Source organism: Erwinia sp. AnSW2-5, from assembly GCF_045107195.1.
GTDB lineage: Bacteria > Pseudomonadota > Gammaproteobacteria > Enterobacterales > Enterobacteriaceae > Erwinia.
Genome location: NZ_JBJGXA010000031.1, coordinates 176,318 through 197,213, shown reverse-complemented (window position 1 = coordinate 197,213; position 20,896 = coordinate 176,318). Strand labels below are relative to the sequence as shown.

Here is a 20,896-nt window from a genome sequence, read left to right as displayed (position 1 = left end):
GGCATAATACCTTCTTGCAGCAGGTAAATAAAACCGCTGGCGCTGAAAGCTATAATAATGAGCAGGACGGTTAACTCAACCCGCACGCGGGGAGGAACAATGAAAATTACCGTACTTGGATGCGGAGCTTTGGGGCAGATCTGGCTGGCTGCACTTGAACAACAGGGGCACGACGTTCAGGGATGGTTGCGTGTTCCGCAGCCTTACTGCTCGGTGAACGTGATCGGCCTGAACGGCGAGACAGTGAATAAGACGTTCATTGCTAACGATCCCACCTTTCTGGCGGACAGTGAGCTGCTGATCGTCACGCTAAAAGCCTGGCAGGTATCAGAATCGGTGAAAAATATGCAGTCTGTCCTGCCTGCTCACTGCCCGGTGCTGCTGTTGCATAACGGCATGGGTACGCTGGACGAGTTAAAAGGCCTGCCTCAGCCGCTTTTACGGGGTGTTACCACCCACGCAGCCAGACGCGATGGCACCGTCATCGTGCATGTTGCTTCCGGCATTACCCATATTGGTCCCGTCACGGCTGCGGGCGCCGACATGAGCGAACTGGCAGAAGTGCTGCACCGCGCATTGCCTGACGTTGCCTGGCACAATAATGTGGCCTCCGCCGCCTGGCAGAAACTGGCCGTTAACTGTGTGATTAACCCACTGACGGTCTTCTACGACTGCACGAATGGAGAACTGGCCGAACATCGCCCGGAGATCGAAGCCTTAAGCAATGAGGTCGCCGCCGTCATGGAACGCGAAGGCCAGCACACCTCGCGTGAATGGTTGATCGACTATGTACTGGAAGTGATTCGCAGTACGGCGGGTAACACCTCGTCAATGTTGCAGGACATTCGCGCACAGCGCCGCACCGAAATTGATTACATCAACGGCTATGTTATCCGTCGCGCCCGCGCACAGGGGATCACCACCCCGGAAAACAGCCGTCTTTACGAATTTATTAAGCGAAAGGAACAAGATTATGACCGCGAAACCATCGGTTCTGGTTTGCCTGGCACCTGGGAGTGAAGAAACCGAGGCCGTCACCACCATTGATTTACTGGTGCGTGCCGGGATCAAGGTGGTCACCGCCAGCGTTGCGGATGATGGCAACTGCGAAATAGTCTGTTCACGCGGAGTCCGCCTGCTGGCCGATGCGCCGCTGGTGGAAGTGGCTGACGATGAGTATGCCGCGATTGTCCTGCCCGGTGGCCTGAAAGGCGCTGAATGCTTCCGCAACAGTCCACTGCTGGTGGAAACGGTACGTCATTTTAATCAGGCGGGGCGCATTGTAGCGGCTATCTGCGCCGCAGCGGGTACCGTATTGATACCGCACAATCTGTTCCCGGTCGGAAATATGACTGGCTATCCGGGATTGAAAGAGACGATCCCGGAAGAGAAATGGATGGATCGTCGCGTGGTATGGGACAGACGCGTCAATCTGTTGACCAGCCAGGGACCCGGCACCGCCATTGATTTTGCACTGAAGCTGATTGATTTAGTGGCAGGAAAAGAGAAAGCGCGGGAAGTGGCAGAGCAGATGGTACTGGCCGCCGGGATTTACGATTACCGCGATTGATATTTTGTAAGTGTGCGGCCGGACGCACCAGACGTCGGCGGCGCAGCCAGTTCGTGTCCGGCCAGCACACAGCCACCGCAGCGTACATGAGTACGTGAGGATGGCGAGCACTGCCCGGGCACGAAATGGCAAGTAAGCCAGGATGGAACGGACTTAAGGACGATACACTTTGACGTTTTTGAAGCCCTGCTCGTGCAGGTAAAGCGCTTGTAAACGGCTCATCACGCCACGTTCGCAGTACAGCAACCAGGTTTTACTCTGATCAAGATCGCCAAACTGCGTCCCCAGCTTATAGAACGGCAGCGGTTTCACTTCAATGCCATCCAGCGCCAGCGGTCGCGCATCCTGCTCGTCGTTAGAGCGGATATCCAGGATGACATCGTTTTCAGCGAAGGAGGCCACGGTTTCCACTTCAACCACGTCTTCTTCTGTCTTCTCGGCGATCTGGCGAATATCGACGTTGGTCGCTTCATCAACCATGCGATCCAGAATGCTGAAGTCAAAATTCTGCTCTTCCGCTTCGATCTTCGCTTTAACGGCTTTCACTGTCGGACTTTTAGAGATCACGCCGCAATATTCCGGCATAGTGCGGGCGAAATCTTCCGTTCCGATCTCACGAGCGATCTTGATGATGTGCTCTTTGTCATGTGAGATCAGTGGACGCAGGATCAACGTATCGCTGGCGTTATCGATCAGGCGCAGGTTGGTCAGCGTCTGACTGGATACCTGACCTAAAGCCTCACCGGTCACCAGTGCCTGAACGCCATAGCGCTCTGCCACTTTCGATGCCGCACGAACCATCATGCGCTTCAGCACCACGCCCATCTGGCCATCATCGACTTTTTCGAGGATTTCCCCCACTACCGGCTCGAAGTTAATCGCGACAAAACGCACGCGGTGCGAGCTGCCGTAACGCTTCCACAGGTAGTGCGCCACCTGGCGAACGCCGATTTCATGCGCAGCGCCACCGAGGTTAAAGAAGCAGTAATGCACGCGGCAACCACGACGCATCAGCATATAACTGGAAACACCGGAGTCAAAACCACCGGAAATCAGCGACAGCACATCTTCCTGCGTACCAATAGGATAACCGCCGATGCCTTCATAACGCGCCGTCACCAGAATCAGGCGATCGTCTTCAATCTCCAGATTCACCGTGACTTCCGGGCGGTTAAGCTGCACCTGCGCGGTCGCAACATGCTGATTCAGGCCACCGCCGACATAGCGTTCTACATCCTGCGAGCTGAATTCATGCTTTCCACGGCGCTTTACACGCACGCAGAATGTCTTGCCTTCAATGCGCTCACGGTTCATATCCAGAACCTGCTCAAAAATATGATGCACATCGGTGTACGAGCGATCTTCCACCGCCAGAACATGATGAATACCGGGGATGCGCGTCAGTTCAGCGACGATAGCCGCTCGCTGGTTTTCATCTTTGGCACGGACTTCAATGTTGTCCCAGTGGCGAACCACCGCGAGGGTTTCATCGTAATGCTTGAGAACGTTGCGGATATTACCGGTGAGGATTTTGATAAAGCGCAGGCGTACAGACTGACTTTTGATCGTAATTTCAGGGAATAACTTAATGATAAACTTCATAGCGGCATGTATTCGTCAGGTAATTAAGTGCTGAAAAGGAGGGCACTTAACTGATAAAATCAGAGTCTTGCAAATTGGCTTACGCCCTTTGCATCCAGGCGCAGTAGTATATCATCTTTGTACAGTGGCTGCTTCTTCATCTGCGGCCCTGATTACCCTTCCCGGCAACACGAAAAATGCAGGGATATTTTGCTAATCATTTAGAGTCGGCTACCATGAGCGCTCACTGATGAAAATCATAAGTCAGGACCAAAAATGCCGAAAAAAGCCGAACAGCCCGTCAGTTTCGAAACCTCACTGCAACAGCTTGAGCAGATTGTCACTCGCCTCGAAAGCGGTAACCTGCCGCTGGAAGACGCGCTGAATGAATTTGAGCGGGGCGTGCAGCTGGCACGCACCGGGCAGCAGACGTTGCAACAGGCTGAACAGCGCGTACAGATTTTACTGAGCGATGATAAGAACGCCGACCTGACGCCTTTCACGCCGGAAAATGACTGATGGATTTCAACGTGTTACTCACCGCGCACTATCAGCGGGTGAATGCCGCACTGCAACGCTTTATTGCACAACTGCCCTTTCAGAGTAGTCCTCTGGTGAATGCCATGGAATATGGTGCATTATTAGGGGGTAAACGGCTGCGTCCATTCCTGGTGTATGCCACGGGTGAAATGCTGCATGCTGACGATGCCGCGCTCGATGCGCCAGCCGCCGCCGTTGAATGTATTCACGCGTATTCTTTGATCCACGACGACCTGCCAGCGATGGACGATGACAGCCTGCGTCGTGGCCAGCCGACCTGCCATATTAAGTTTGGCGAAGATTCTGCCATTCTTGCAGGGGATGCGTTACAGACGCTGGCCTTTTCTATTCTTGCCGATACACCGATGCCCGGTGTATCGGCTGAAGCACGTATTGCCATGCTGTCAGAGCTGGCTCAGGCCAGCGGTGTTGCTGGCATGTGTGGAGGCCAGGCACTGGATCTCGCCGCCGAAGGCAAACAGGTCAATTTACAGGAGTTAGAGCAGATTCATCGCCATAAGACAGGCGCACTGATCCGCTCTGCCGTGCGTCTTGGCGCACTGGCTGCCGGTGAAGCCGGGCGTGCAGCGCTACCCGCGCTCGATCGTTATGCGAATGCGATCGGCCTCGCTTTCCAGGTCCAGGACGATATTCTCGACGTTATCGGTGATACCGCCGTACTCGGCAAACGGCAGGGAGCCGATCAGCAATTAGGTAAGAGCACCTACCCGGCACTGATGGGACTTGATAGTGCCAGGGCAAAAGCATGGGTTCTCTATCAGGAGTCCCTCAGCGCATTAGAAACGCTTGCCGCACAGTCTTACAACACGGCCCCACTTCGGGCGTTGGCAGGCTTTATAATTGAACGCGATAAATAACTTCCAAATGAGTCTCTGATGAGTTTTGAACCTGCAAAATACCCGACGCTTGCCCTGGCAAGCACGGTGCAAGAATTACGTTTGCTACCGAAAGAGAGCCTGCCAAAACTCTGTGACGAGCTGCGCCAGTATCTGCTCGACAGCGTTAGCCGCTCCAGCGGTCATTTTGCGTCTGGTCTTGGCGTGGTGGAACTCACCGTGGCACTGCACTATGTCTATAACACGCCGTTCGATCATCTGGTGTGGGACGTGGGTCATCAGGCTTACCCGCATAAGATCCTGACCGGGCGCCGTGACCGTATCGGCACCATTCGCCAGAAAAATGGCCTGCACCCGTTCCCGTGGCGCGATGAAAGTGAGTTTGACGTGCTCAATGTCGGCCACTCATCCACCTCGATCAGTGCCGGGCTGGGCATGGCTGTGGCAGCAGGAAAAGAAGGCAAAGATCGCCGTACTGCCTGTGTGATTGGCGACGGTGCCATCACCGCCGGTATGGCTTTTGAGGCCATGAATCACGCGGGTGATATCAAAGCTGACCTGCTGGTAGTGCTGAACGACAACGAAATGTCGATTTCAGAAAACGTCGGCGCATTAAACAACCGTCTGGCGCAAATCCTCTCCGGGAAAACCTATTCACGCCTGCGTGAAGGGGGAAAAAAAGTGCTGGGCGGTCTGCCGCCCATCAAAGAGCTGGTCAAGCGCACGGAAGAACACCTGAAAGGCATGGTGGTGCCAGGCACCCTATTTGAGGAACTGGGCTTCAACTATATTGGCCCGGTCGATGGTCACGACGTGCTGGCGCTGGTGCATACATTGCGTAATATGCGTGCCCTGAAAGGCCCGCAGTTCCTGCATGTGATGACCAAAAAGGGCAAAGGCTACGCCCCGGCAGAGAAAGATCCGATCAGCTGGCACGCCGTTCCTAAATTCGATCCGGCCAGTGGTTTGCTGCCAAAAAGTGCCGAAGGGCTACCGAGTTATTCGAAAATTTTCGGCCAGTGGCTGTGTGAAACCGCCGCTGAAGACAGCAAGCTGATGGCGGTAACGCCCGCCATGCGTGAAGGTTCTGGCATGGTCAGCTTCTCACGCGATTACCCAGAGCAGTATTTTGATGTAGCGATTGCCGAGCAGCACGCAGTGACCTTTGCTGCCGGGCTGGCGATTGGCGGCTACAAGCCGGTGGTGGCGATCTATTCCACCTTCCTGCAACGTGCCTACGATCAGCTGATTCATGATGTCGCCATCCAGAAACTGCCCGTGCTGTTTGCTATCGACCGTGGCGGCATTGTCGGTGCAGATGGTCAGACCCACCAGGGGGCATTCGATATCGCCTTCCTGCGCTGCATTCCGAATATGCTCATCATGACGCCAAGCGACGAAAACGAATGTCGCCAGATGCTTTACACCGGCTATCACCACAGCAGTGGCCCAAGCGCAGTACGCTATCCACGAGGTAACGGCACGGGCGCCACTATTGAACCGTTGGCAGCCCTGCCTCTGGGCAAAGGGCGTAAGCTGCGTCAGGGCAGCTCACTGGCTATCCTCAACTTCGGTACGTTACTGCCGGAAGCGGCAGCGGCGGCGGAAGCCCTGGATGCCACGCTGGTAGATATGCGTTTTGTTAAACCGCTGGATGACGCGTTAATCCTCGAACTGGCGGCAAGCCATGATGCGTTGATTACCCTTGAAGAAGGCGCAATCAAAGGCGGTGCCGGTAGCGGCGTGAACGAACTGTTGATGGCAAAACGCAAGCTGGTGCCGGTGCTGAATATTGGCCTGCCGGATGAGTTTATTCCGCAGGGAACTCAGGAAGAGGTTCGCACAGATTACCAGCTGGATGCTGCCGGAATACGCCAGCAAATCGACAGCTGGCTGGCGCAGTAACTCGCCCGCTCCATGTGATACAACGTGCTCCTTTTATAAGGAGCTTTTTTTTGCCTGCTATCCTTACACAAGGATTAATAGCAGGAGCAAACATGAAAACCCTTCAGTTAGCCAATACCGGTTTGACCGTTTCCCGCCTTTGCTTAGGCTGCATGACCTATGGTGAACCCGATCGCGGCAAGCACGCCTGGACACTGCCTGAAGAGAGCAGCCGTCCGCTGATTAAGCAGGCACTGGAAGCGGGAATCAACTTTTTCGACACCGCCAACAGTTACTCTGACGGCAGCAGTGAAGAGATTGTCGGCCGTGCGCTGCGGGATTTTGCCCGCCGTGACGAGGTGGTGGTTGCTACCAAGGTCTACTTCCCCATGAGCAACCTGTCAGGTGGCTTGTCGCGCGCCAATATACTGCAATCCATTGATGACAGTCTGCAACGCCTGGGCATGGAGTACGTCGACCTACTGCAAATCCATCGCTGGGATTATGACACGCCGCTGGAGGAGACGCTGGAAGCACTGCATGACGTGGTAAAAGCCGGTAAGGCGCGTTATATCGGGGCCTCCTCCATGCATGCCAGCCAGTTTGCCACGGCGCTAAGCACCGCCGATCGCCACGGCTGGACTCGCTTTGTCAGCATGCAGGATCAGTACAATCTGATCCAGCGCGAGGAAGAGCGGGAAATGCATCCTTTGTGCCTGAAAGAGAATATTGCGGTCCTGCCGTGGAGCCCACTGGCGCGTGGCCGCCTGACGCGCCCGTGGGGGGAGACAACTGCCCGATCTGTTTCCGATGAATACGGTCAGACGCTGTACAGTCAGAGCGAAGAGAATGATGGAGAGATCGCGCAACGTGTGGAGAACATGGCGAAAGATAAAGGCGTGAGTCGTGCACAAGTCGCGCTGGCCTGGTTGCTGAGCAAACCTGCGGTTACCGCACCGATTATTGGCGCATCGCGCAGTGAACAGCTGGAGGATCTGGTGAAAGCGGTAGAGGTGGAATTAACTCAGGAAGAGATTTTCGAGCTGGAGAGTGTTTATAAGCCGCATCCGGTGGTGGGCTTCGAATAATCATCCGGATAAAGCGGGCCGATCAAAACAGGATCGGCCCCTGGAGATTTAGAGCCAGTAGTGTCCGCCCGCAAACAAAATCCCGGCTGAGATAACCCCGGCGATAATATCATCAACCATAATGCCCATGCCGCCGTGAACGTTGCGGTCAAACCAGCGAATAGGCCAGGGTTTCCAGATATCCAGAACACGAAACACCAGGAAGCCTGCCAGCACCCACTGCCAGCTGTTCACCGGGACTGCCATCAGAGTGATCCACATCCCGATAAACTCATCCCAGACGATACTGCCGTGATCGTGAACACCCATATCCTTCGCCGTGCGATGGCAAAGATAGACACCAATGCTAATACCCAGCAACAGCACCAGAGAGTAGAGATCCTGCGGCAGTAAATCGAGCAGATACCAGAAGGGAATTGCCGCCAGAGAACCCGCGGTGCCAGGCATCCACGGGCTCAGCCCGCTACCAAAACCGGTCGCCAGCAGGTGCCACGGATTACTCATCTTCAGGCGACTTTTCGCCACATCTTTAGCGCGAGCCAAAATGGTCAAATCCTTTCAGGTTCATCTCTACCGGCTTATCATCCTGCAACAGCGTCAATCCTTCCGATTGCGGGGCGATCTGCCCGATGCAGGTAAACGGCACGCCAAGATAGCCCAGCGCCACGTCCAGCGCGCCACGATTAATCTCAGGAACGGTAAAGCACAGCTCATAATCTTCCCCGCCGCTCAGCGCCCAGCGCAGCGCCTGCTGAGGTTCAAAATGCTGTTTAAGCACGGTCGACAGCGGCAGTGCATCAAGATTCAGTCGCGCACCGCAGTCGCTGGCTTTAAGAATATGGCCCAGATCGGAGATCAGACCATCGGAGAGGTCGATGGCCGCACTGGCCAGATCGCGCAGCGCCTGTCCCTGAAGGATGCGCGGCATCGGCCGCAGATGGCGTTTGATCAGCACTTCATGCGCGGCCGGATCGTTAATCTTCACATGATGCTGCAACAGCTCAAGACCTGCAGCACTGTCGCCCAGCGTACCGGTTACATAGATCCAGTCACCGACGCGCGCACCACTGCGTTTCAACGCCCGGCCCTGGGGCACCAGGCCGTGAATGCCCAGCGTCATACTGAGTGGGCCGCGCGTGGTATCGCCGCCAATCAATTGCATGTCGTAATAATCGAGCAGTTCAAACAGGCTGTCGCTGAAGTCCTTCAGCCAGTCTTCATTAATTTCTGGTAACGTCAGAGCCAGCGTTAACCATGCAGGATCGGCGCCCATGGCAGCCAGGTCGCTAAGGTTCACTGCAAGCGCTTTGTATCCGAGGTCCGCGGGATGAATATCACGCAGAAAATGCACACCTTCTACCAGTGTGTCAGTGCTAATAGCCAGCGTCTGTTTTTCCGGTACGCTGAGTAATGCGCAGTCGTCACCGATGCCTTTTTCAACATCACGACGGGAACTGGTCACACGGTCAAAATAACGCGCGATCAGTTCAAATTCGCCACAGGCCATAATGCATTCCGGGAGTAAAAAAAGAGGCCGTGATGAGCGGCCTCAGAGAATCATTTGCGGTTTGGACGGATGAACGGGCCAGCTTTATCCAGTACGCCGTTGACAAACTTATGGCTGTCTTCAGCGCCGAACACTTTAGCCAGTTCGATCCCTTCATTAATCGCAACTTTGTAGGGAACGTCTGAACGCTTGCTGAGTTCAAACAGAGAGATACGCAGGATAGCCTTCTCAACCTGCCCCAGCTCTTCCAGCTGACGTGACAGGTAAGGTTGCATCAGGCCGTCGAGGTATGCACTGTTAGTTGCAACGCCGCCGACCAGCTCACGGAAGTAAGTAATATCGACGTCTTTAACGTCCTGTTCCGCCAGAAACTGGTATTCGACATCAGCGATGTCGTTTTTGGAAATTTGCCAGGAGTAAAGTGCCTGAACAGCACATTCACGGGCGCGGCGACGAGCAGCAGGTTTCACGAAATTCCCCTTAAAATCAGGCTTTGATGGCTTTCAATACGTTAATCATTTCCAGAGCGGTCAGGGCTGCTTCAGCACCTTTATTACCCGCTTTGGTACCGGCGCGTTCAATGGCCTGCTCGATGTTTTCGGTGGTCAGTACGCCAAAAGCAACCGGGATATCGCTGTTCATGGCAACACTGGCCAGGCCAGAGCTGGCCTCACCTGCCACATATTCGAAATGGGCTGTACCGCCACGAATTACGGTGCCAAGTGCAACGATAGCGTCATGCTTACCAGCGTTCGCCAGCGCACGTGCGGTCATTGGCAACTCATAAGCACCCGGAACCCAGATAACGGTGATGTTTTCATCTTTGACCTGACCAATACGCTTCAGGGCATCAATCGCACCACTCAGCAGGCTGTCGTTGATAAAGTTGTTGAAACGCGCAATAACCAGAGCAACGCGCGCATCAGGGGTAGCAACAGCAGCTTCAATAACGTTCATAATCTTCCTTTCAGGGTTCTGTTTTGCCCCGCAGGGGGGCGGATTCTATCACACTCTTTACCGGTCTGCTTGTTTTTGCGCAAACCGCTATAACGGGTTCAGCGTCAGGCGCAAGTCTGGCCCAATCTGACGAACATCACTAAAGGCAAAAGCAGGTGCATCGGTAAGATGCTCAAGGCCCGGCAACTGGCACAGGCCACGCCCGCTATCGCCAAGAAGTTTGGGGGCGAGATACACAATCAACTCATCCACCACGCCGGCCTGCAATAATGCGCCGGCAAACTGCGCCCCAGCTTCCACCCAGACGCTGTTAATTTGTTTTCTTCCCAGCAGCATCATCATCGCCACTAAATCCAGCCTGCCGTTGTGACGGGGCACGCTGAATTGAGTGACATTGTGAGGCCAAGGCTGCTCATCACAGGCCGTTCGCGCCAGCCAGGTTTCCCCGGATTGTGCAATAATTTGATGCTGCGGCATGACGCGATTCTGGCTGTCGACAATAATTCTGACCGGCTGACGCAACAGGTCTGCGGGATAATCTGCCTGCGTTGCGCTATCCAGTTCGTGATAGCGCACCGTCAGCGACGGGTTATCCGCCAGTACCGTCGCGCTGGTGCTGAGAATGGCAGAACTTTGCGCACGCAGACGTTGCACATCGCGCCGCGCCTGCGGTGAAGTAATCCACTGGCTTTCGCCACTGGCCATTGCAGTGCGGCCATCCAGCGACGCGCCCAGCTTCAGCTGCACCCAGGGGAACCCGGTACGCATACGCTTCAGGAAACCGCGATTGATCGCTTCCGCTTCCTGCATCATCAGGCCGTGGCTGACGTCAATGCCTGCCTGCTGTAAGCGGTACAGGCCGCGCCCCGCGACTTCCGGGTTCGGATCCTGCATTGCCGCCACGACACGGGTCACCCCCGCGCCGATCAACGCATCGCAGCAAGGCGGCGTACGCCCGTGATGGCTGCATGGCTCCAGCGTGACATAGGCGGTCGCGCCCAGTGCTTTGTCGCCTGCCATACGTAGCGCATGCACTTCCGCGTGGGGTTCACCGGCACGCAGATGATAGCCCTCCCCCACAATCTCGCCGTCGCGCACAATCACGCAGCCAACGTTCGGATTCGGTGTGGTAGTAAAACGGCCACGACGCGCCAGTTCTAGCGCACGCGACATAAAGACTTCATCACGCATTACGTCAGTCCTGTAAACGGGCGATCTCTTCGCCAAACTCGCGGATATCTTCAAAGCTGCGGTATACCGAAGCGAAGCGGATATAGGCTACTTTATCCAGTTTTTTCAGCTCGTCCATCACCAGGCTGCCGATCATCTTACTGCCCACTTCACGCTCGCCCGTGGCACGTAACTGACTTTTGATATGACTGAGGGCCGTTTCCACCGAGTCTGAATTCACCGGGCGTTTCTCCAGTGCTTTCATCAGACCGCTGCGCAGCTTGTCTTCATTGAAGGGTTCACGCACGTCATTGCTTTTCACTACGCGCGGCATCACCAGTTCTGCCACCTCGAACGTAGTAAAACGTTCATGGCACATCAGACACTGACGACGACGGCGTACCGAGGTGCCCTCACCGACCAGGCGGGAGTCGATCACTTTCGTATCCACGGCAGAACAGAATGGGCAATACATGACGCGTCCTGATTATCCTTTATAGTGTCGGACAGTGTACCGCGAACCCGGCGATGTGCCAAAGGTGCGTCGGAAAAACTGTCCTGATTTTATGGGGCTTATGCAACAAAATGCCGTATTTCTTTGCAGGCGATCAAGACCCGTTTGCTCTAAGATAAAGTCATTCGCTTCAATCAAAAGGAAATGAACAATGACAAGCGCTTATCTAAAATTGTCACTGGGATCCCTGTTGTTGCTGGCAGGCTGTGCCAGTACGCCGCCCCAACCGAAAATAAATCAGTTGCATAACGAAGTCGGGAAACTGACCCAGGAAATGCGCCAACTCACCAATCAGGCCACGGCACTGGAAAAACAGGGCAATCTGAACAGCGGCTCGGTACAGGGTGCGTGGCTGTTGCCTGCAGCGAATACCGGAGTGATCCTGAAAAGCCAGGCGGGTGAATTAAAGCTGTCGTTGAGCCATGTCCAGCCGGAAGCCAACGGCACGCGTGCCATTCTGCATATTCGCGCAACGGGTGATGCACTGATCCCCGCGTTCACGGCTCAGGTCGAATGGGGGGAGCTGGACAGTGCGACCAGCAAGCCACTGACGGTAAACAGCCAGGTGCAACAAATCGAAGTCACCCGCACGCTGCTGGCGAAAAGTGAAGCCACCGTGTCATTGCGTTTAAGCAACCTGCCGCCGGAACAATTGGGGTATGTGCGGGTACATGATGTGGTGCTCAGCACGGAGCCGCCTGCGCCCAACACACCATAAAAAAAAGGCCACGCATTGCGTGGCCCTTCCCATCGGTAAGGTCGAACATGTTCAACCCGGGCGCAGCATGCTACGCCCCTGCAAAACAGATCAAGGCAGAATTGAAGGCTGATCTGCGCCCTCTTTTTCCACTTTCTGCTGCAGCATATGCTCGCGTTTCATGCCCAGCTTCAGCGCCAGCGCAGAAGAGACATAAATCGACGAGATGGTACCGATAGTGATACCGATCAGCATGGTCAACGAGAAGCCTTTCAGCAACGCGCCACCGAACACAAACAGAATCGCGACCATCGCCAGGGTGGTTACCGAGGTGATAATGGTACGACTCAGCGTCTGCGTCAGTGAGACGTTGGTGATATCGTAAGACGAACCGCGACGGATCTTGCGGAAGTTCTCACGAATACGGTCCGAGACCACGATTTTATCGTTAAGCGAGTAACCGATAACCGACATCAGAGAGGCGATGATCGTCAGATCAATTTCAACCTGGAACAGCGCCAAAATGCCTGCGGTAATGATGACGTCATGGGCCAGTGCCAGCACAGTACCCAGTGCCAGGCGCCATTCGAAACGGAAACCGATATAGATCAGGATGGCAATCAGCGCAGATAACAGCGCCATTCCGCCAGCCTGAGCCAGATCGCTACCCACGCTTGGGCCGACAAACTCAATACGTTTTACCGTTGCCTGCTGCTGGGTTGCCTCGTTGATCGTCGCCAGCACTTTCGCGCCCAGCTCCTGACCAGCATTCCCTTCACGCGGTGACATACGGACGATGACATCACGACTGCTGCCAAAGTTCTGTACCTGCGGCTCATCAAAACCTGATTTTTCCAGGCTGATGCGCAGCATATCCAGTTCTACGGGCTGCTCGAGGTTAATTTCAATCACCGTACCACCGGTGAAATCCAGACCCCAGTTAAAGCCACGCACGCCCATAATGGCAATGGCAGCAATCAGCAGCAGTGCCGAGATGACAAACGCCAACGCGTCCCAGCGCATAAAGTCATGGACTTTACGGCCGTGGTTCAATTGTTCAACACTATGTTCCTGTGACACAACGCACTCCTCAGATAGACAGCTTGTTGATGCGTTTGCCGCCGTACAACAGATTGGCAATGGCGCGAGTACCGATAATTGCGGTAAACATCGAGGTCGCAATACCGATTCCCGTGGTGATCGCAAAGCCTTTGATTGAGCCAGTACCGACTGCGTACAGGATCAACACTTTAATCAGCGTCGTGACGTTAGCATCAACGATACTGGAGAACGCGCCTTTATAGCCTTCATGGATCGCCTGCTGAACGGAACGTCCGTTGCGCAGCTCTTCCTTGATACGTTCGTTAATCAGTACGTTTGCATCCACCGCAACCGCCAGCGTCAGCACAATACCGGCAATCCCCGGCATGGTCAGCGTGGCACCAGGCAGAAGCGACATGATACCGACAATCAGTACCAGGTTAGCCAGCAGCGCACTGGTCGCAATCAGACCAAATTTCTTGTACCACACCACCATAAAGATGATGGAGGCGATCAGGCCCCACAGGCAGGCTTCCAGACCCTGAGTGATGTTCTGCTGACCCATTGTCGGGCCAATAGTACGCTCTTCAACAATCTGGATTGGCGCAATCAACGCACCGGCACGCAGCAGCAGTGACAGCTGGCGGGCTTCGTTCGGGTTATTGATGCCGGTGATACGGAAGCTATTACCCAGACGAGACTGGATATTCGCAACGTTAATCACTTCTTCCTGCTTCTCAAGGATTGAGCGACCGTTGGCGTCTTTCTTCCCGCTGTCTTTGTACTCGACAAACAGGGTTGCCATCGCTTTACCGACGCTGTCCTTGGTGAAGTTGGACATAATGTTACCGCCAGCGCTGTCCAGGGAGATATTAACCTGAGGCTGGTTGTATTCATCGGTGCTTGAAGTGGAGTCGGTGATGTGGTCGCCGGTGAGGATCACTCGCTTGTACAGCACAACAGGCTGACCATCGCGGGTGTTTTTCACTTCAGAGTCGCCCGGTACGCGGCCGTTTGCAGCAGCGGTGGCATCCACAGTGGTATTGACCAAACGGAATTCCAGCGTTGCGGTTGCGCCGAGGATCTCTTTCGCGCGTGCAGTATCCTGAATACCTGGCAATTCCACGACGATACGGTCAGAACCCTGACGCTGTACCAGTGGCTCTGCCACGCCCAGCTGATTCACACGGTTACGCAGAATATTGATGTTCTGCTGTACCGCATATTCACGGGCTTCACGCAGTCGCTCATCACTCATTACTGCCGACAGAGCATTACTGCCACTGCTGTTGATGACCATATCGCGGTGACGGCCAGCCAGATAGCTGACGGCTTGATCACGTGCGGCGGCATCACGGAAACGAATTTCCAGACCGTAATTATTGATTTTGCGGACGTTAACGTAAGGAATGCTCTTATCACGCAGGTCGCTACGCAGGTTGTCGATGTTCTGCTCCTGGAGTTTACCCAGAGCAGTATCCATATCGACTTCCATCAGGAAGTGAACGCCGCCGCGCAGATCGAGGCCGAGTTTCATCGGTTCCGCATTGAGCATGGCGAGCCAGGACGGTGTTGCTGGAGCGAGGTTAAGCGCCACGACGTAATTATCGCCTAGCGCTTTAATAATCGCTTCACGCGCGCGCATCTGCACGTCGGTATTCGCGAAGCGCGCCATAATAGCGCCATTTTCCAGCGCAAGTGATTTGCTCTGGATATTATCTTGTTTTAATGCGCTCTGGATCTGAACCAGCGTTTGCTCACTGGCGGCGCTTCCGCGCGCACCAGTGATCTGAACGGCCGGATCCTCACCATACAGGTTAGGTAGTGCATACAGCAGACCGACGAGTAACACGACGATCAACATGATGTACTTCCACAAAGGATAACGGTTTAACACGGCAGTTCCCTTAGGGAAAACGAAAATTAAAGCGCCTTCATTGTACCTTTCGGCAGAACGGCGGCGACGAAGTCACGTTTGACCACAACTTCAGTGGTTTCGTTCAGTGCGATAGCAACATAGCCGGTTTCAGCGACCTTGGTCACACGGCCCACCAGGCCACCGGTGGTCAGCACTTCATCACCCTTAGAAATTGAATCCATCAGTTTCTTGTGCTCTTTCGCACGTTTCTGCTGAGGGCGCAGGATCATAAAGTAGAAAATCAGACCAAACACAACCAACATAATCACCAGAGAGTAAGGACTTCCCTGAGATGGTGCTGCGGCTGCTACGGCATCAGAAGTGAAAAAGCTCATTAAATTTCCCTCATTGTTTAATTATCAGACGTTAAAGGCGGAACCGCCAATCCTGTCCGTTGGTAGAATTCGGTCACGAAGAGCTCTAATTTACCCTCTTCGATTGCCTGGCGTAAACCGGCCATCAGGCGCTGATAGTAACGCAGATTATGGATGGTGTTCAGACGCGCACCCAAAATTTCGTTACAGCGATCAAGATGATAAAGGTAAGCGCGGCTGTAGTTACGGCAGGTGTAGCAGTCGCATTCAGCATCAAGCGTAGACGTGTCATCTTTATACTTCGCATTGCGGATTTTTACCACGCCGTCGGTCACGAACAGATGTCCGTTACGCGCGTTGCGGGTTGGCATCACACAGTCAAACATATCAATACCACGGCGCACGCCTTCCACCAGATCCTGTGGCTTACCGACGCCCATCAGGTAGCGTGGTTTATCCTCAGGCAACTGCGGGCAAACATGTTCCAGAATACGGTGCATATCTTCTTTTGGCTCACCCACCGCCAGGCCGCCCACAGCGTACCCATCAAAGCCAATATCTACCAGCCCTTTAACGGAGACATCACGTAAATCTTCGTAAACCCCGCCCTGGATAATCCCGAACAGCGCGTTCTTATTTCCCAGAGAATCAAAGCGATCGCGGCTACGTTGTGCCCAGCGCAGAGACATCTCCATTGAACGTTTCGCGTAATCCCAGTCAGCCGGGTACGGTGTACATTCATCAAAGATCATCACGATGTCTGAGCCGAGATCGTACTGAATCTCCATCGACTTTTCAGGATCGAGGAAGATCGCATCACCGTTGATCGGGTTACGGAAATGCACACCCTTTTCAGTGATCTTACGGATATCACCCAGGCTGAACACCTGGAAACCGCCGGAGTCGGTCAGGATCGGACCTTTCCACTGCATAAAGTCATGCAGATCGCCATGCAGTTTCATGATCTCCTGGCCAGGACGCAACCATAAATGGAAGGTATTGCCGAGGATGATCTGTGCACCGGTATCGATCACTTCTTCCGGGGTCATGCCTTTTACCGTGCCGTAGGTACCCACTGGCATAAATGCCGGGGTTTCTACAACGCCGCGCTCAAAAACCAGACGTCCACGACGTGCGCGGCCATCAGTTGTGTCTAATTCAAACTTCACATTGCCTCCATCAGAGAAACAGTCTGATGTTAATGGTTACAAAAGGGCCGGACGGTGCCGACCCTGGGAAAGCATTATTCGCCCGGGATCTCGCTGAAAGCCTGCGGATTGCGGGTAATAAACATCGCATCACCATAACTGAAGAAACGATATTTTTCAGCCACGGCCTGCTGGTAAGCCTGCATAGTATGTTGATATCCGGCAAACGCCGACACCAGCATAATCAGCGTTGATTCTGGCAGATGGAAATTCGTCACCAGCACATCAATCACCTGATAGTGATATCCAGGGTAGATAAAGATTTTCGTGTCGCCGAAGAACGGGGCAATTAACGTATCCTGCGCCGCCTGCGCGGCGCTTTCCAGCGAACGCACCGACGTCGTACCAACCGCAATCACCCGGTTGCCACGTGCTTTACAGGCCAGTACCGCATCCACTACATCCTGCGGCACTTCGGCATATTCCGCATGCATGATGTGATCTTCGATGGTGTCAACGCGCACTGGCTGGAAGGTCCCTGCCCCCACATGCAGGGTGACAAATGCACTCTCAATGCCTTTCTCACGCAGTGCCGCCAGCAAAGGTTCATCAAAATGCAGACCCGCTGTCGGGGCAGCGACCGCGCCCGGTTTCTGGCTGTACACCGTCTGATAGAGTTCGCGGTCGGCATCTTCATCCGGGCGATCAATGTAAGGCGGCAGCGGCATATGGCCGATGGCATTCAGAATATCCAGAACCGGGCGCTCATCATGAAACTCTATTTCAAACAGCGCATCATGACGTGCCACCATCGTGGCCTGCACATTTTCATCATCACCCAGCAGCAATTCAGTGCCTGGCTTAGGGGCTTTTGAAGAACGCACATGCGCAAGGACGCGTTTATCATCGAGCATGCGCTCAATCAGCACCTCGATTTTTCCGCCGCTGGCCTTACGGCCAAAAATACGTGCCGGGATCACCCGGGTATTATTAAACACCAGCAGGTCGCCGGGATTGAGCTTATCCAGCAAATCGGTGAATATCCCATGCGTCAGTTCGCCATCCGGGCCATTTAGTGATAGCAGGCGGCACCCGCTGCGCTGGGCTTGCGGGTAGTGGGCAATCAAAGATTCGGGCAACTCAAAAGTAAAATCGGCAACGCGCATGGTCATTCACAGTCTGGGAAATCAGGGCGCACATTCTAGCTGAAAACTGCTCATAGCTAAACAATCTGCTTAATATCGCCAAAAACTACGTTAGAATTGCGCCATGAACTATCTTGCTCACCTCCACCTTGCCACCCTTGCCGACAGCTCGCTGCTGGGTAATCTGATGGCCGACTATGTGCGCGGCAACCCGCATCAGCAATGGCCTGAAGCTATCGCTGACGGTATTGCGCTGCACCGCCGAATTGATGCACTGACCGATTCCTTGCCGGAAGTGCGCATCGCCCGCCAGCTTTTTCGCAGCGATACCCGCCGGGTGGCACCGATTACGCTCGACGTCATCTGGGATCATTTTCTGTCATCTCACTGGGATAAGCTGGTGCCGGAAATTTCTTTGCCCGCTTTTTTGTCACAGGTGAAAAGTGTGATCGAGCCGCAACTTGGGCCAACCCCGGAGCGGTTCCAGAATCTTAATCACTACTTATGGACCGGGCGCTGGATGGAGCGTTATGCCGATGCCCCTTTTCTGCAGGATGTGCTGCGCGGGATGGCAAGCCGCCGCCCGAAACTGGCGGCACTGGAGGGCAGTTATCAAGATTTCATCGATAACTATCAGCAGCTTGAAGCGTTATTCTGGCAGCTTTATCCGCGTATGATGGCGCAAGCTGTTCAGCGAAAATTGTGAAACATCTTGCCCAGTTTTACACCTTGCCCTTTTTTAAAAAAAGGTTATTGTATGAAACTGCTTGATAATTACTGAAATTTTGATAGGTACAACCTATCTGAATAATCGGTACAGCACGCTGGTCCCTGACGGGGCACGCCCCGTATACTGCCCGCGTATTGTCACCTTATTTCAACTTACCTTTACAGGAGTGAACATGGTCCTGGTAACTCGTCCAGCCCCTGATTTTACCGCCGCAGCAGTACTGGGCAACGGTGAGATCGTAGAAAACTTCAACTTTAAAAAACACACCGCTGGTAAAGCCACCGTTGTGTTCTTTTGGCCAATGGACTTCACCTTCGTATGCCCTTCTGAGCTGATTGCTTTCGACAAGCGTTATGCTGAATTCCAGAAACGTGGCGTGGAAGTGGTTGGTGTTTCCTTCGATTCAGAGTTCGTGCACAACGCATGGCGCAAAACTCCGGTTGATAAAGGCGGCATCGGCGAAGTGCAGTACGCAATGGTTGCTGACATCAAACGTGAAATCCAGAAAGCTTACGGCATCGAGCACCCGGATGCGGGCGTGGCTCTGCGTGGTTCTTTCCTGATCGACAAAGCCGGTGTGGTTCGCCACCAGGTTGTTAACGATCTGCCACTGGGCCGTAACGTTGACGAAATGCTGCGCATGGTTGACGCGCTGCAGTTCCACGAAGAGCACGGCGAAGTGTGCCCGGCTCAGTGGGAAAAAGGAAAAGAAGGTATGGGTGCATCTCCAGAAGGTGTTGCTAAGTACCTGTCTGAAAACGCCTCTAAGCTGTAATTGCGGCTGCGTTTTCCAAAAAAGCTCGCTTCGGCGGGCTTTTTTTTCGCCAAAAATGTCCCTTCTTCGCACCTTTCATCATACCTTATCGCCAAACTTTGCAATGATGCTCGCTGGCAAACAGCAGAACACCAAGGACGCCCCGTGAAAAAGATCGCTTTGCGCTTATCCCTCGTCGCCCTGTCAGGCTCACTCAGCATGCTGGCGCTGGCCGCTCCCCACTATGTGCTGGAAAAAGTGGTGGAAATCAGCCGCCACGGCGTCCGCCCTCCAACGGCAGATAACCGTAAAGCGATGGAAATCGGCAGTGGTCGCCCCTGGATAAGCTGGTTAACAGCGGACGGCCAGCTCACCGGTCACGGCTACAGCGCGGCATGGCTTAAAGGTCAGTATGAAGGGGATCAGTATCGTCAGCGTGGCCTGATCGGCGCAGGCTGCCCGAGCGCGAAAGATATTTTTGTCTGGGCCAGCCCGTTACAGCGCACCCGAGCCACCGCTGAAGCTCTGACAGACGGTGCCTTCCCCGGCTGCGGTATCACCATTCATCACTCTCCAGAAAAAAACGATCCGCTGTTTCAAAACCAGGGGCCGGGATATGCCACTCTTGACCAGGATACCCAACGTAAAGGAGCGTTAGCAGCACTGGGAGGATCCCTCAGCGAAGCTCAAAAACGCCTGCAACCGGAGATCTCCCTGCTGAAACAGGCCGTCTGCCAGCCAGATAAGCCCTGCCCGATCTTTGATAAAATCTGGGAAATAAAATTCGCTTCCGACGGCCGCATCATGATCACCGGCCTGGATACGCTGGCGGCAATGGCTGAGACCTTGCGGCTGGAATGGAGCGAGAACAAACCGCTTAGCCAGGTGGCGTTTGGTCACGCGAACAGCGCCGCACAAATCGGCAAGCTGATGGCGATGCTAACCCCGAAATACGATGCCACCAACGATCAGCCTTACGTCGCCCAACGCGGAGGCTCCTTATTGATGGAGCAGATTGCCAAAGCCTTGCAACAGGGCGTGACGCCGCAACAGGATGCACCGCCGGAGACGCGCTGGCTGCTGTACGTCGCTCATGACGTCAATATCGCGTATCTGCGTACATTGCTGAATTTTAGCTGGCAGCAGGGTGACTATCCGCGTGGCACCGTCCAGCCAGCAGGAAGCCTGGTATTTGAGCGCTGGAAGGAGACGCAAAGCGGCAAACGTTTTATCCGCATTCTGTTCCAGGGCCAGAGCCTTGACCAGATCCGCCAACTGTCGCCTATTGATGCCCATCAGCCGCTGCTGGTGACAGAACTGACGTTCAAAGGCTGTAAGGAAACGAGCATTGGTACACTATGCCCGTATGCCCCCATGATGGCGCGCATCACTCGGAATATCGACGACGGCGCCATCACCCCCGTACAGTATTAATGGCAAAAAAAAGGCCACCTGACGAACGGTAGCCTTTCTTATTTTTG

22 protein-coding genes are annotated in these 20,896 nt (G+C 54.3%); 10 read left to right on the top strand and 12 right to left on the bottom strand.

The genetic code is table 11. The annotated features are described in order from the left end of the window. Positions 1-99: 99 nt before the first annotated feature. Together panE and yajL are read left to right on the top strand one after the other, a co-directional pair. Positions 100-1,020: a 2-dehydropantoate 2-reductase gene (gene panE, locus ACFL9S_RS19140; RefSeq protein ID WP_405263435.1), complete on the top strand. Its 921-nt coding sequence runs from the start codon at positions 100-102 to the stop codon at positions 1,018-1,020. Beyond that, positions 974-1,570, top strand: coding sequence for a protein deglycase YajL (yajL, locus tag ACFL9S_RS19135; RefSeq protein WP_405263434.1), 597 nt, complete (start codon positions 974-976; stop codon positions 1,568-1,570). The genes panE and yajL overlap by 47 nt, the downstream gene beginning before the upstream one ends. Positions 1,571-1,723: 153 nt before the next feature. Here yajL and thiI read toward each other — a convergent pair whose 3' ends face one another. Beyond that, positions 1,724-3,172, bottom strand: coding sequence for a tRNA uracil 4-sulfurtransferase ThiI (thiI, locus tag ACFL9S_RS19130; protein WP_405263433.1), 1,449 nt, complete (start codon positions 3,170-3,172; stop codon positions 1,724-1,726). Positions 3,173-3,427: 255 nt separating this feature from the next. Here thiI and xseB point away from each other — a divergent pair, with 255 nt between their 5' ends. The 4 genes from xseB to ACFL9S_RS19110 all read left to right on the top strand — a co-directional run bounded on the left by xseB (position 3,428) and on the right by ACFL9S_RS19110 (position 7,520). Further along, positions 3,428-3,670 carry an exodeoxyribonuclease VII small subunit gene (gene xseB, locus ACFL9S_RS19125; protein WP_133846303.1) on the top strand — a complete coding sequence of 81 codons (243 nt, stop codon included), beginning with the start codon at positions 3,428-3,430 and terminating at the stop codon, positions 3,668-3,670. Next, the gene (ispA, locus tag ACFL9S_RS19120) at positions 3,670-4,569 is read left to right on the top strand and encodes a (2E,6E)-farnesyl diphosphate synthase (protein ID WP_405263432.1); all 900 of its coding nucleotides are present in this window, start codon (positions 3,670-3,672) and stop codon (positions 4,567-4,569) included. Before xseB ends, ispA begins: the two co-directional genes overlap by 1 nt. Before the next feature lie 18 nt (positions 4,570-4,587). Then, entirely contained in the window at positions 4,588-6,453 is a 1,866-nt protein-coding gene (gene dxs / locus ACFL9S_RS19115; RefSeq protein WP_405263431.1) for a 1-deoxy-D-xylulose-5-phosphate synthase, read from the top strand. 92 nt (positions 6,454-6,545) lie between these two features. Beyond that, the gene (locus ACFL9S_RS19110; RefSeq protein WP_405263430.1) at positions 6,546-7,520 is read left to right on the top strand and encodes an aldo/keto reductase; all 975 of its coding nucleotides are present in this window, start codon (positions 6,546-6,548) and stop codon (positions 7,518-7,520) included. Positions 7,521-7,568: 48 nt separating this feature from the next. Here the strand turns inward: ACFL9S_RS19110 and pgpA are convergent, their stop codons facing one another. The 6 genes from pgpA to nrdR all read right to left on the bottom strand — a co-directional run bounded on the left by pgpA (position 7,569) and on the right by nrdR (position 11,629). Then, positions 7,569-8,072: a phosphatidylglycerophosphatase A gene (gene pgpA, locus ACFL9S_RS19105; RefSeq protein WP_405263429.1), complete on the bottom strand. Its 504-nt coding sequence runs from the start codon at positions 8,070-8,072 to the stop codon at positions 7,569-7,571. Continuing rightward, a complete protein-coding gene (gene thiL, locus ACFL9S_RS19100; protein ID WP_405263428.1) occupies positions 8,050-9,027 on the bottom strand; it encodes a thiamine-phosphate kinase in 978 nt (325 codons plus the stop codon). Before thiL ends, pgpA begins: the two co-directional genes overlap by 23 nt. Before the next feature lie 50 nt (positions 9,028-9,077). Then, positions 9,078-9,497 (bottom strand): transcription antitermination factor NusB, encoded by a 420-nt coding sequence (gene nusB / locus ACFL9S_RS19095; RefSeq protein ID WP_133846297.1) that lies wholly within the window; start codon positions 9,495-9,497, stop codon positions 9,078-9,080. A 16-nt stretch (positions 9,498-9,513) separates the two neighbouring features. Then, positions 9,514-9,984 (bottom strand): 6,7-dimethyl-8-ribityllumazine synthase, encoded by a 471-nt coding sequence (gene ribE, locus ACFL9S_RS19090; RefSeq protein WP_405263427.1) that lies wholly within the window; start codon positions 9,982-9,984, stop codon positions 9,514-9,516. Between the two features lie 87 nt (positions 9,985-10,071). Beyond that, entirely contained in the window at positions 10,072-11,175 is a 1,104-nt protein-coding gene (ribD, locus tag ACFL9S_RS19085; RefSeq protein ID WP_405263426.1) for a bifunctional diaminohydroxyphosphoribosylaminopyrimidine deaminase/5-amino-6-(5-phosphoribosylamino)uracil reductase RibD, read from the bottom strand. A 4-nt stretch (positions 11,176-11,179) separates the two neighbouring features. Then, positions 11,180-11,629, bottom strand: coding sequence for a transcriptional regulator NrdR (gene nrdR, locus ACFL9S_RS19080; RefSeq protein ID WP_405263425.1), 450 nt, complete (start codon positions 11,627-11,629; stop codon positions 11,180-11,182). A 190-nt stretch (positions 11,630-11,819) separates the two neighbouring features. Between nrdR and ACFL9S_RS19075 the strand changes: the two genes are divergently transcribed. Then, a complete protein-coding gene (locus tag ACFL9S_RS19075; RefSeq protein WP_405263424.1) occupies positions 11,820-12,386 on the top strand; it encodes a DUF3251 domain-containing protein in 567 nt (188 codons plus the stop codon). A 90-nt stretch (positions 12,387-12,476) separates the two neighbouring features. On the opposite strand, the gene secF is transcribed toward ACFL9S_RS19075, so the two are convergent. The 5 genes from secF to queA form a co-directional block, all read right to left on the bottom strand. After that, positions 12,477-13,388 (bottom strand): protein translocase subunit SecF, encoded by a 912-nt coding sequence (gene secF, locus ACFL9S_RS19070; protein WP_405263455.1) that lies wholly within the window; start codon positions 13,386-13,388, stop codon positions 12,477-12,479. Between the two features lie 67 nt (positions 13,389-13,455). Further along, positions 13,456-15,303, bottom strand: a complete 1,848-nt coding sequence (secD, locus tag ACFL9S_RS19065) for a protein translocase subunit SecD (RefSeq protein ID WP_405263423.1) — start codon at positions 15,301-15,303, stop codon at positions 13,456-13,458. Between the two features lie 26 nt (positions 15,304-15,329). Further along, positions 15,330-15,659, bottom strand: coding sequence for a preprotein translocase subunit YajC (gene yajC / locus ACFL9S_RS19060; protein WP_062747803.1), 330 nt, complete (start codon positions 15,657-15,659; stop codon positions 15,330-15,332). Between the two features lie 17 nt (positions 15,660-15,676). Continuing rightward, the gene (gene tgt, locus ACFL9S_RS19055) at positions 15,677-16,807 is read right to left on the bottom strand and encodes a tRNA guanosine(34) transglycosylase Tgt (RefSeq protein ID WP_405263422.1); all 1,131 of its coding nucleotides are present in this window, start codon (positions 16,805-16,807) and stop codon (positions 15,677-15,679) included. Positions 16,808-16,881: 74 nt separating this feature from the next. Next, the gene (queA, locus tag ACFL9S_RS19050) at positions 16,882-17,952 is read right to left on the bottom strand and encodes a tRNA preQ1(34) S-adenosylmethionine ribosyltransferase-isomerase QueA (protein ID WP_405263454.1); all 1,071 of its coding nucleotides are present in this window, start codon (positions 17,950-17,952) and stop codon (positions 16,882-16,884) included. Positions 17,953-18,055: 103 nt separating this feature from the next. Between queA and ACFL9S_RS19045 the strand changes: the two genes are divergently transcribed. The 3 genes from ACFL9S_RS19045 to ACFL9S_RS19035 all read left to right on the top strand — a co-directional run bounded on the left by ACFL9S_RS19045 (position 18,056) and on the right by ACFL9S_RS19035 (position 20,849). Continuing rightward, a complete protein-coding gene (locus ACFL9S_RS19045; protein ID WP_405263421.1) occupies positions 18,056-18,637 on the top strand; it encodes an ACP phosphodiesterase in 582 nt (193 codons plus the stop codon). 196 nt (positions 18,638-18,833) lie between these two features. Then, on the top strand, positions 18,834-19,436 hold the full coding sequence (locus tag ACFL9S_RS19040) for a peroxiredoxin C (RefSeq protein ID WP_405263420.1): 603 nt from the start codon (positions 18,834-18,836) through the stop codon (positions 19,434-19,436). Positions 19,437-19,589: 153 nt separating this feature from the next. Continuing rightward, a complete protein-coding gene (locus tag ACFL9S_RS19035; protein ID WP_405263453.1) occupies positions 19,590-20,849 on the top strand; it encodes a histidine-type phosphatase in 1,260 nt (419 codons plus the stop codon). The last annotated feature ends 47 nt before the right edge of the window (positions 20,850-20,896 follow it).

Excerpts from the sequence above, each read along its gene's own strand:
- secF (WP_405263455.1), bottom strand. The coding sequence starts at position 13,388 with ATGCGCTGGGACGCGTTGGCGTTTGTCATCTCGGCACTGCTGCTGATT.
- thiL (WP_405263428.1), bottom strand. The coding sequence starts at position 9,027 with ATGGCCTGTGGCGAATTTGAACTGATCGCGCGTTATTTTGACCGTGTG.
- xseB (WP_133846303.1), top strand. The coding sequence starts at position 3,428 with ATGCCGAAAAAAGCCGAACAGCCCGTCAGTTTCGAAACCTCACTGCAA.
- ACFL9S_RS19040 (WP_405263420.1), top strand. The coding sequence starts at position 18,834 with ATGGTCCTGGTAACTCGTCCAGCCCCTGATTTTACCGCCGCAGCAGTA.
- ACFL9S_RS19045 (WP_405263421.1), top strand. The coding sequence starts at position 18,056 with ATGAACTATCTTGCTCACCTCCACCTTGCCACCCTTGCCGACAGCTCG.
- yajC (WP_062747803.1), bottom strand. The coding sequence starts at position 15,659 with ATGAGCTTTTTCACTTCTGATGCCGTAGCAGCCGCAGCACCATCTCAG.
- thiI (WP_405263433.1), bottom strand. The coding sequence starts at position 3,172 with ATGAAGTTTATCATTAAGTTATTCCCTGAAATTACGATCAAAAGTCAG.
- ribE (WP_405263427.1), bottom strand. The coding sequence starts at position 9,984 with ATGAACGTTATTGAAGCTGCTGTTGCTACCCCTGATGCGCGCGTTGCT.
- ACFL9S_RS19075 (WP_405263424.1), top strand. The coding sequence starts at position 11,820 with ATGACAAGCGCTTATCTAAAATTGTCACTGGGATCCCTGTTGTTGCTG.
- ribD (WP_405263426.1), bottom strand. The coding sequence starts at position 11,175 with ATGCGTGATGAAGTCTTTATGTCGCGTGCGCTAGAACTGGCGCGTCGT.
- ispA (WP_405263432.1), top strand. The coding sequence starts at position 3,670 with ATGGATTTCAACGTGTTACTCACCGCGCACTATCAGCGGGTGAATGCC.
- panE (WP_405263435.1), top strand. The coding sequence starts at position 100 with ATGAAAATTACCGTACTTGGATGCGGAGCTTTGGGGCAGATCTGGCTG.
- dxs (WP_405263431.1), top strand. The coding sequence starts at position 4,588 with ATGAGTTTTGAACCTGCAAAATACCCGACGCTTGCCCTGGCAAGCACG.
- queA (WP_405263454.1), bottom strand. The coding sequence starts at position 17,952 with ATGCGCGTTGCCGATTTTACTTTTGAGTTGCCCGAATCTTTGATTGCC.
- yajL (WP_405263434.1), top strand. The coding sequence starts at position 974 with ATGACCGCGAAACCATCGGTTCTGGTTTGCCTGGCACCTGGGAGTGAA.
- ACFL9S_RS19110 (WP_405263430.1), top strand. The coding sequence starts at position 6,546 with ATGAAAACCCTTCAGTTAGCCAATACCGGTTTGACCGTTTCCCGCCTT.
- nrdR (WP_405263425.1), bottom strand. The coding sequence starts at position 11,629 with ATGTATTGCCCATTCTGTTCTGCCGTGGATACGAAAGTGATCGACTCC.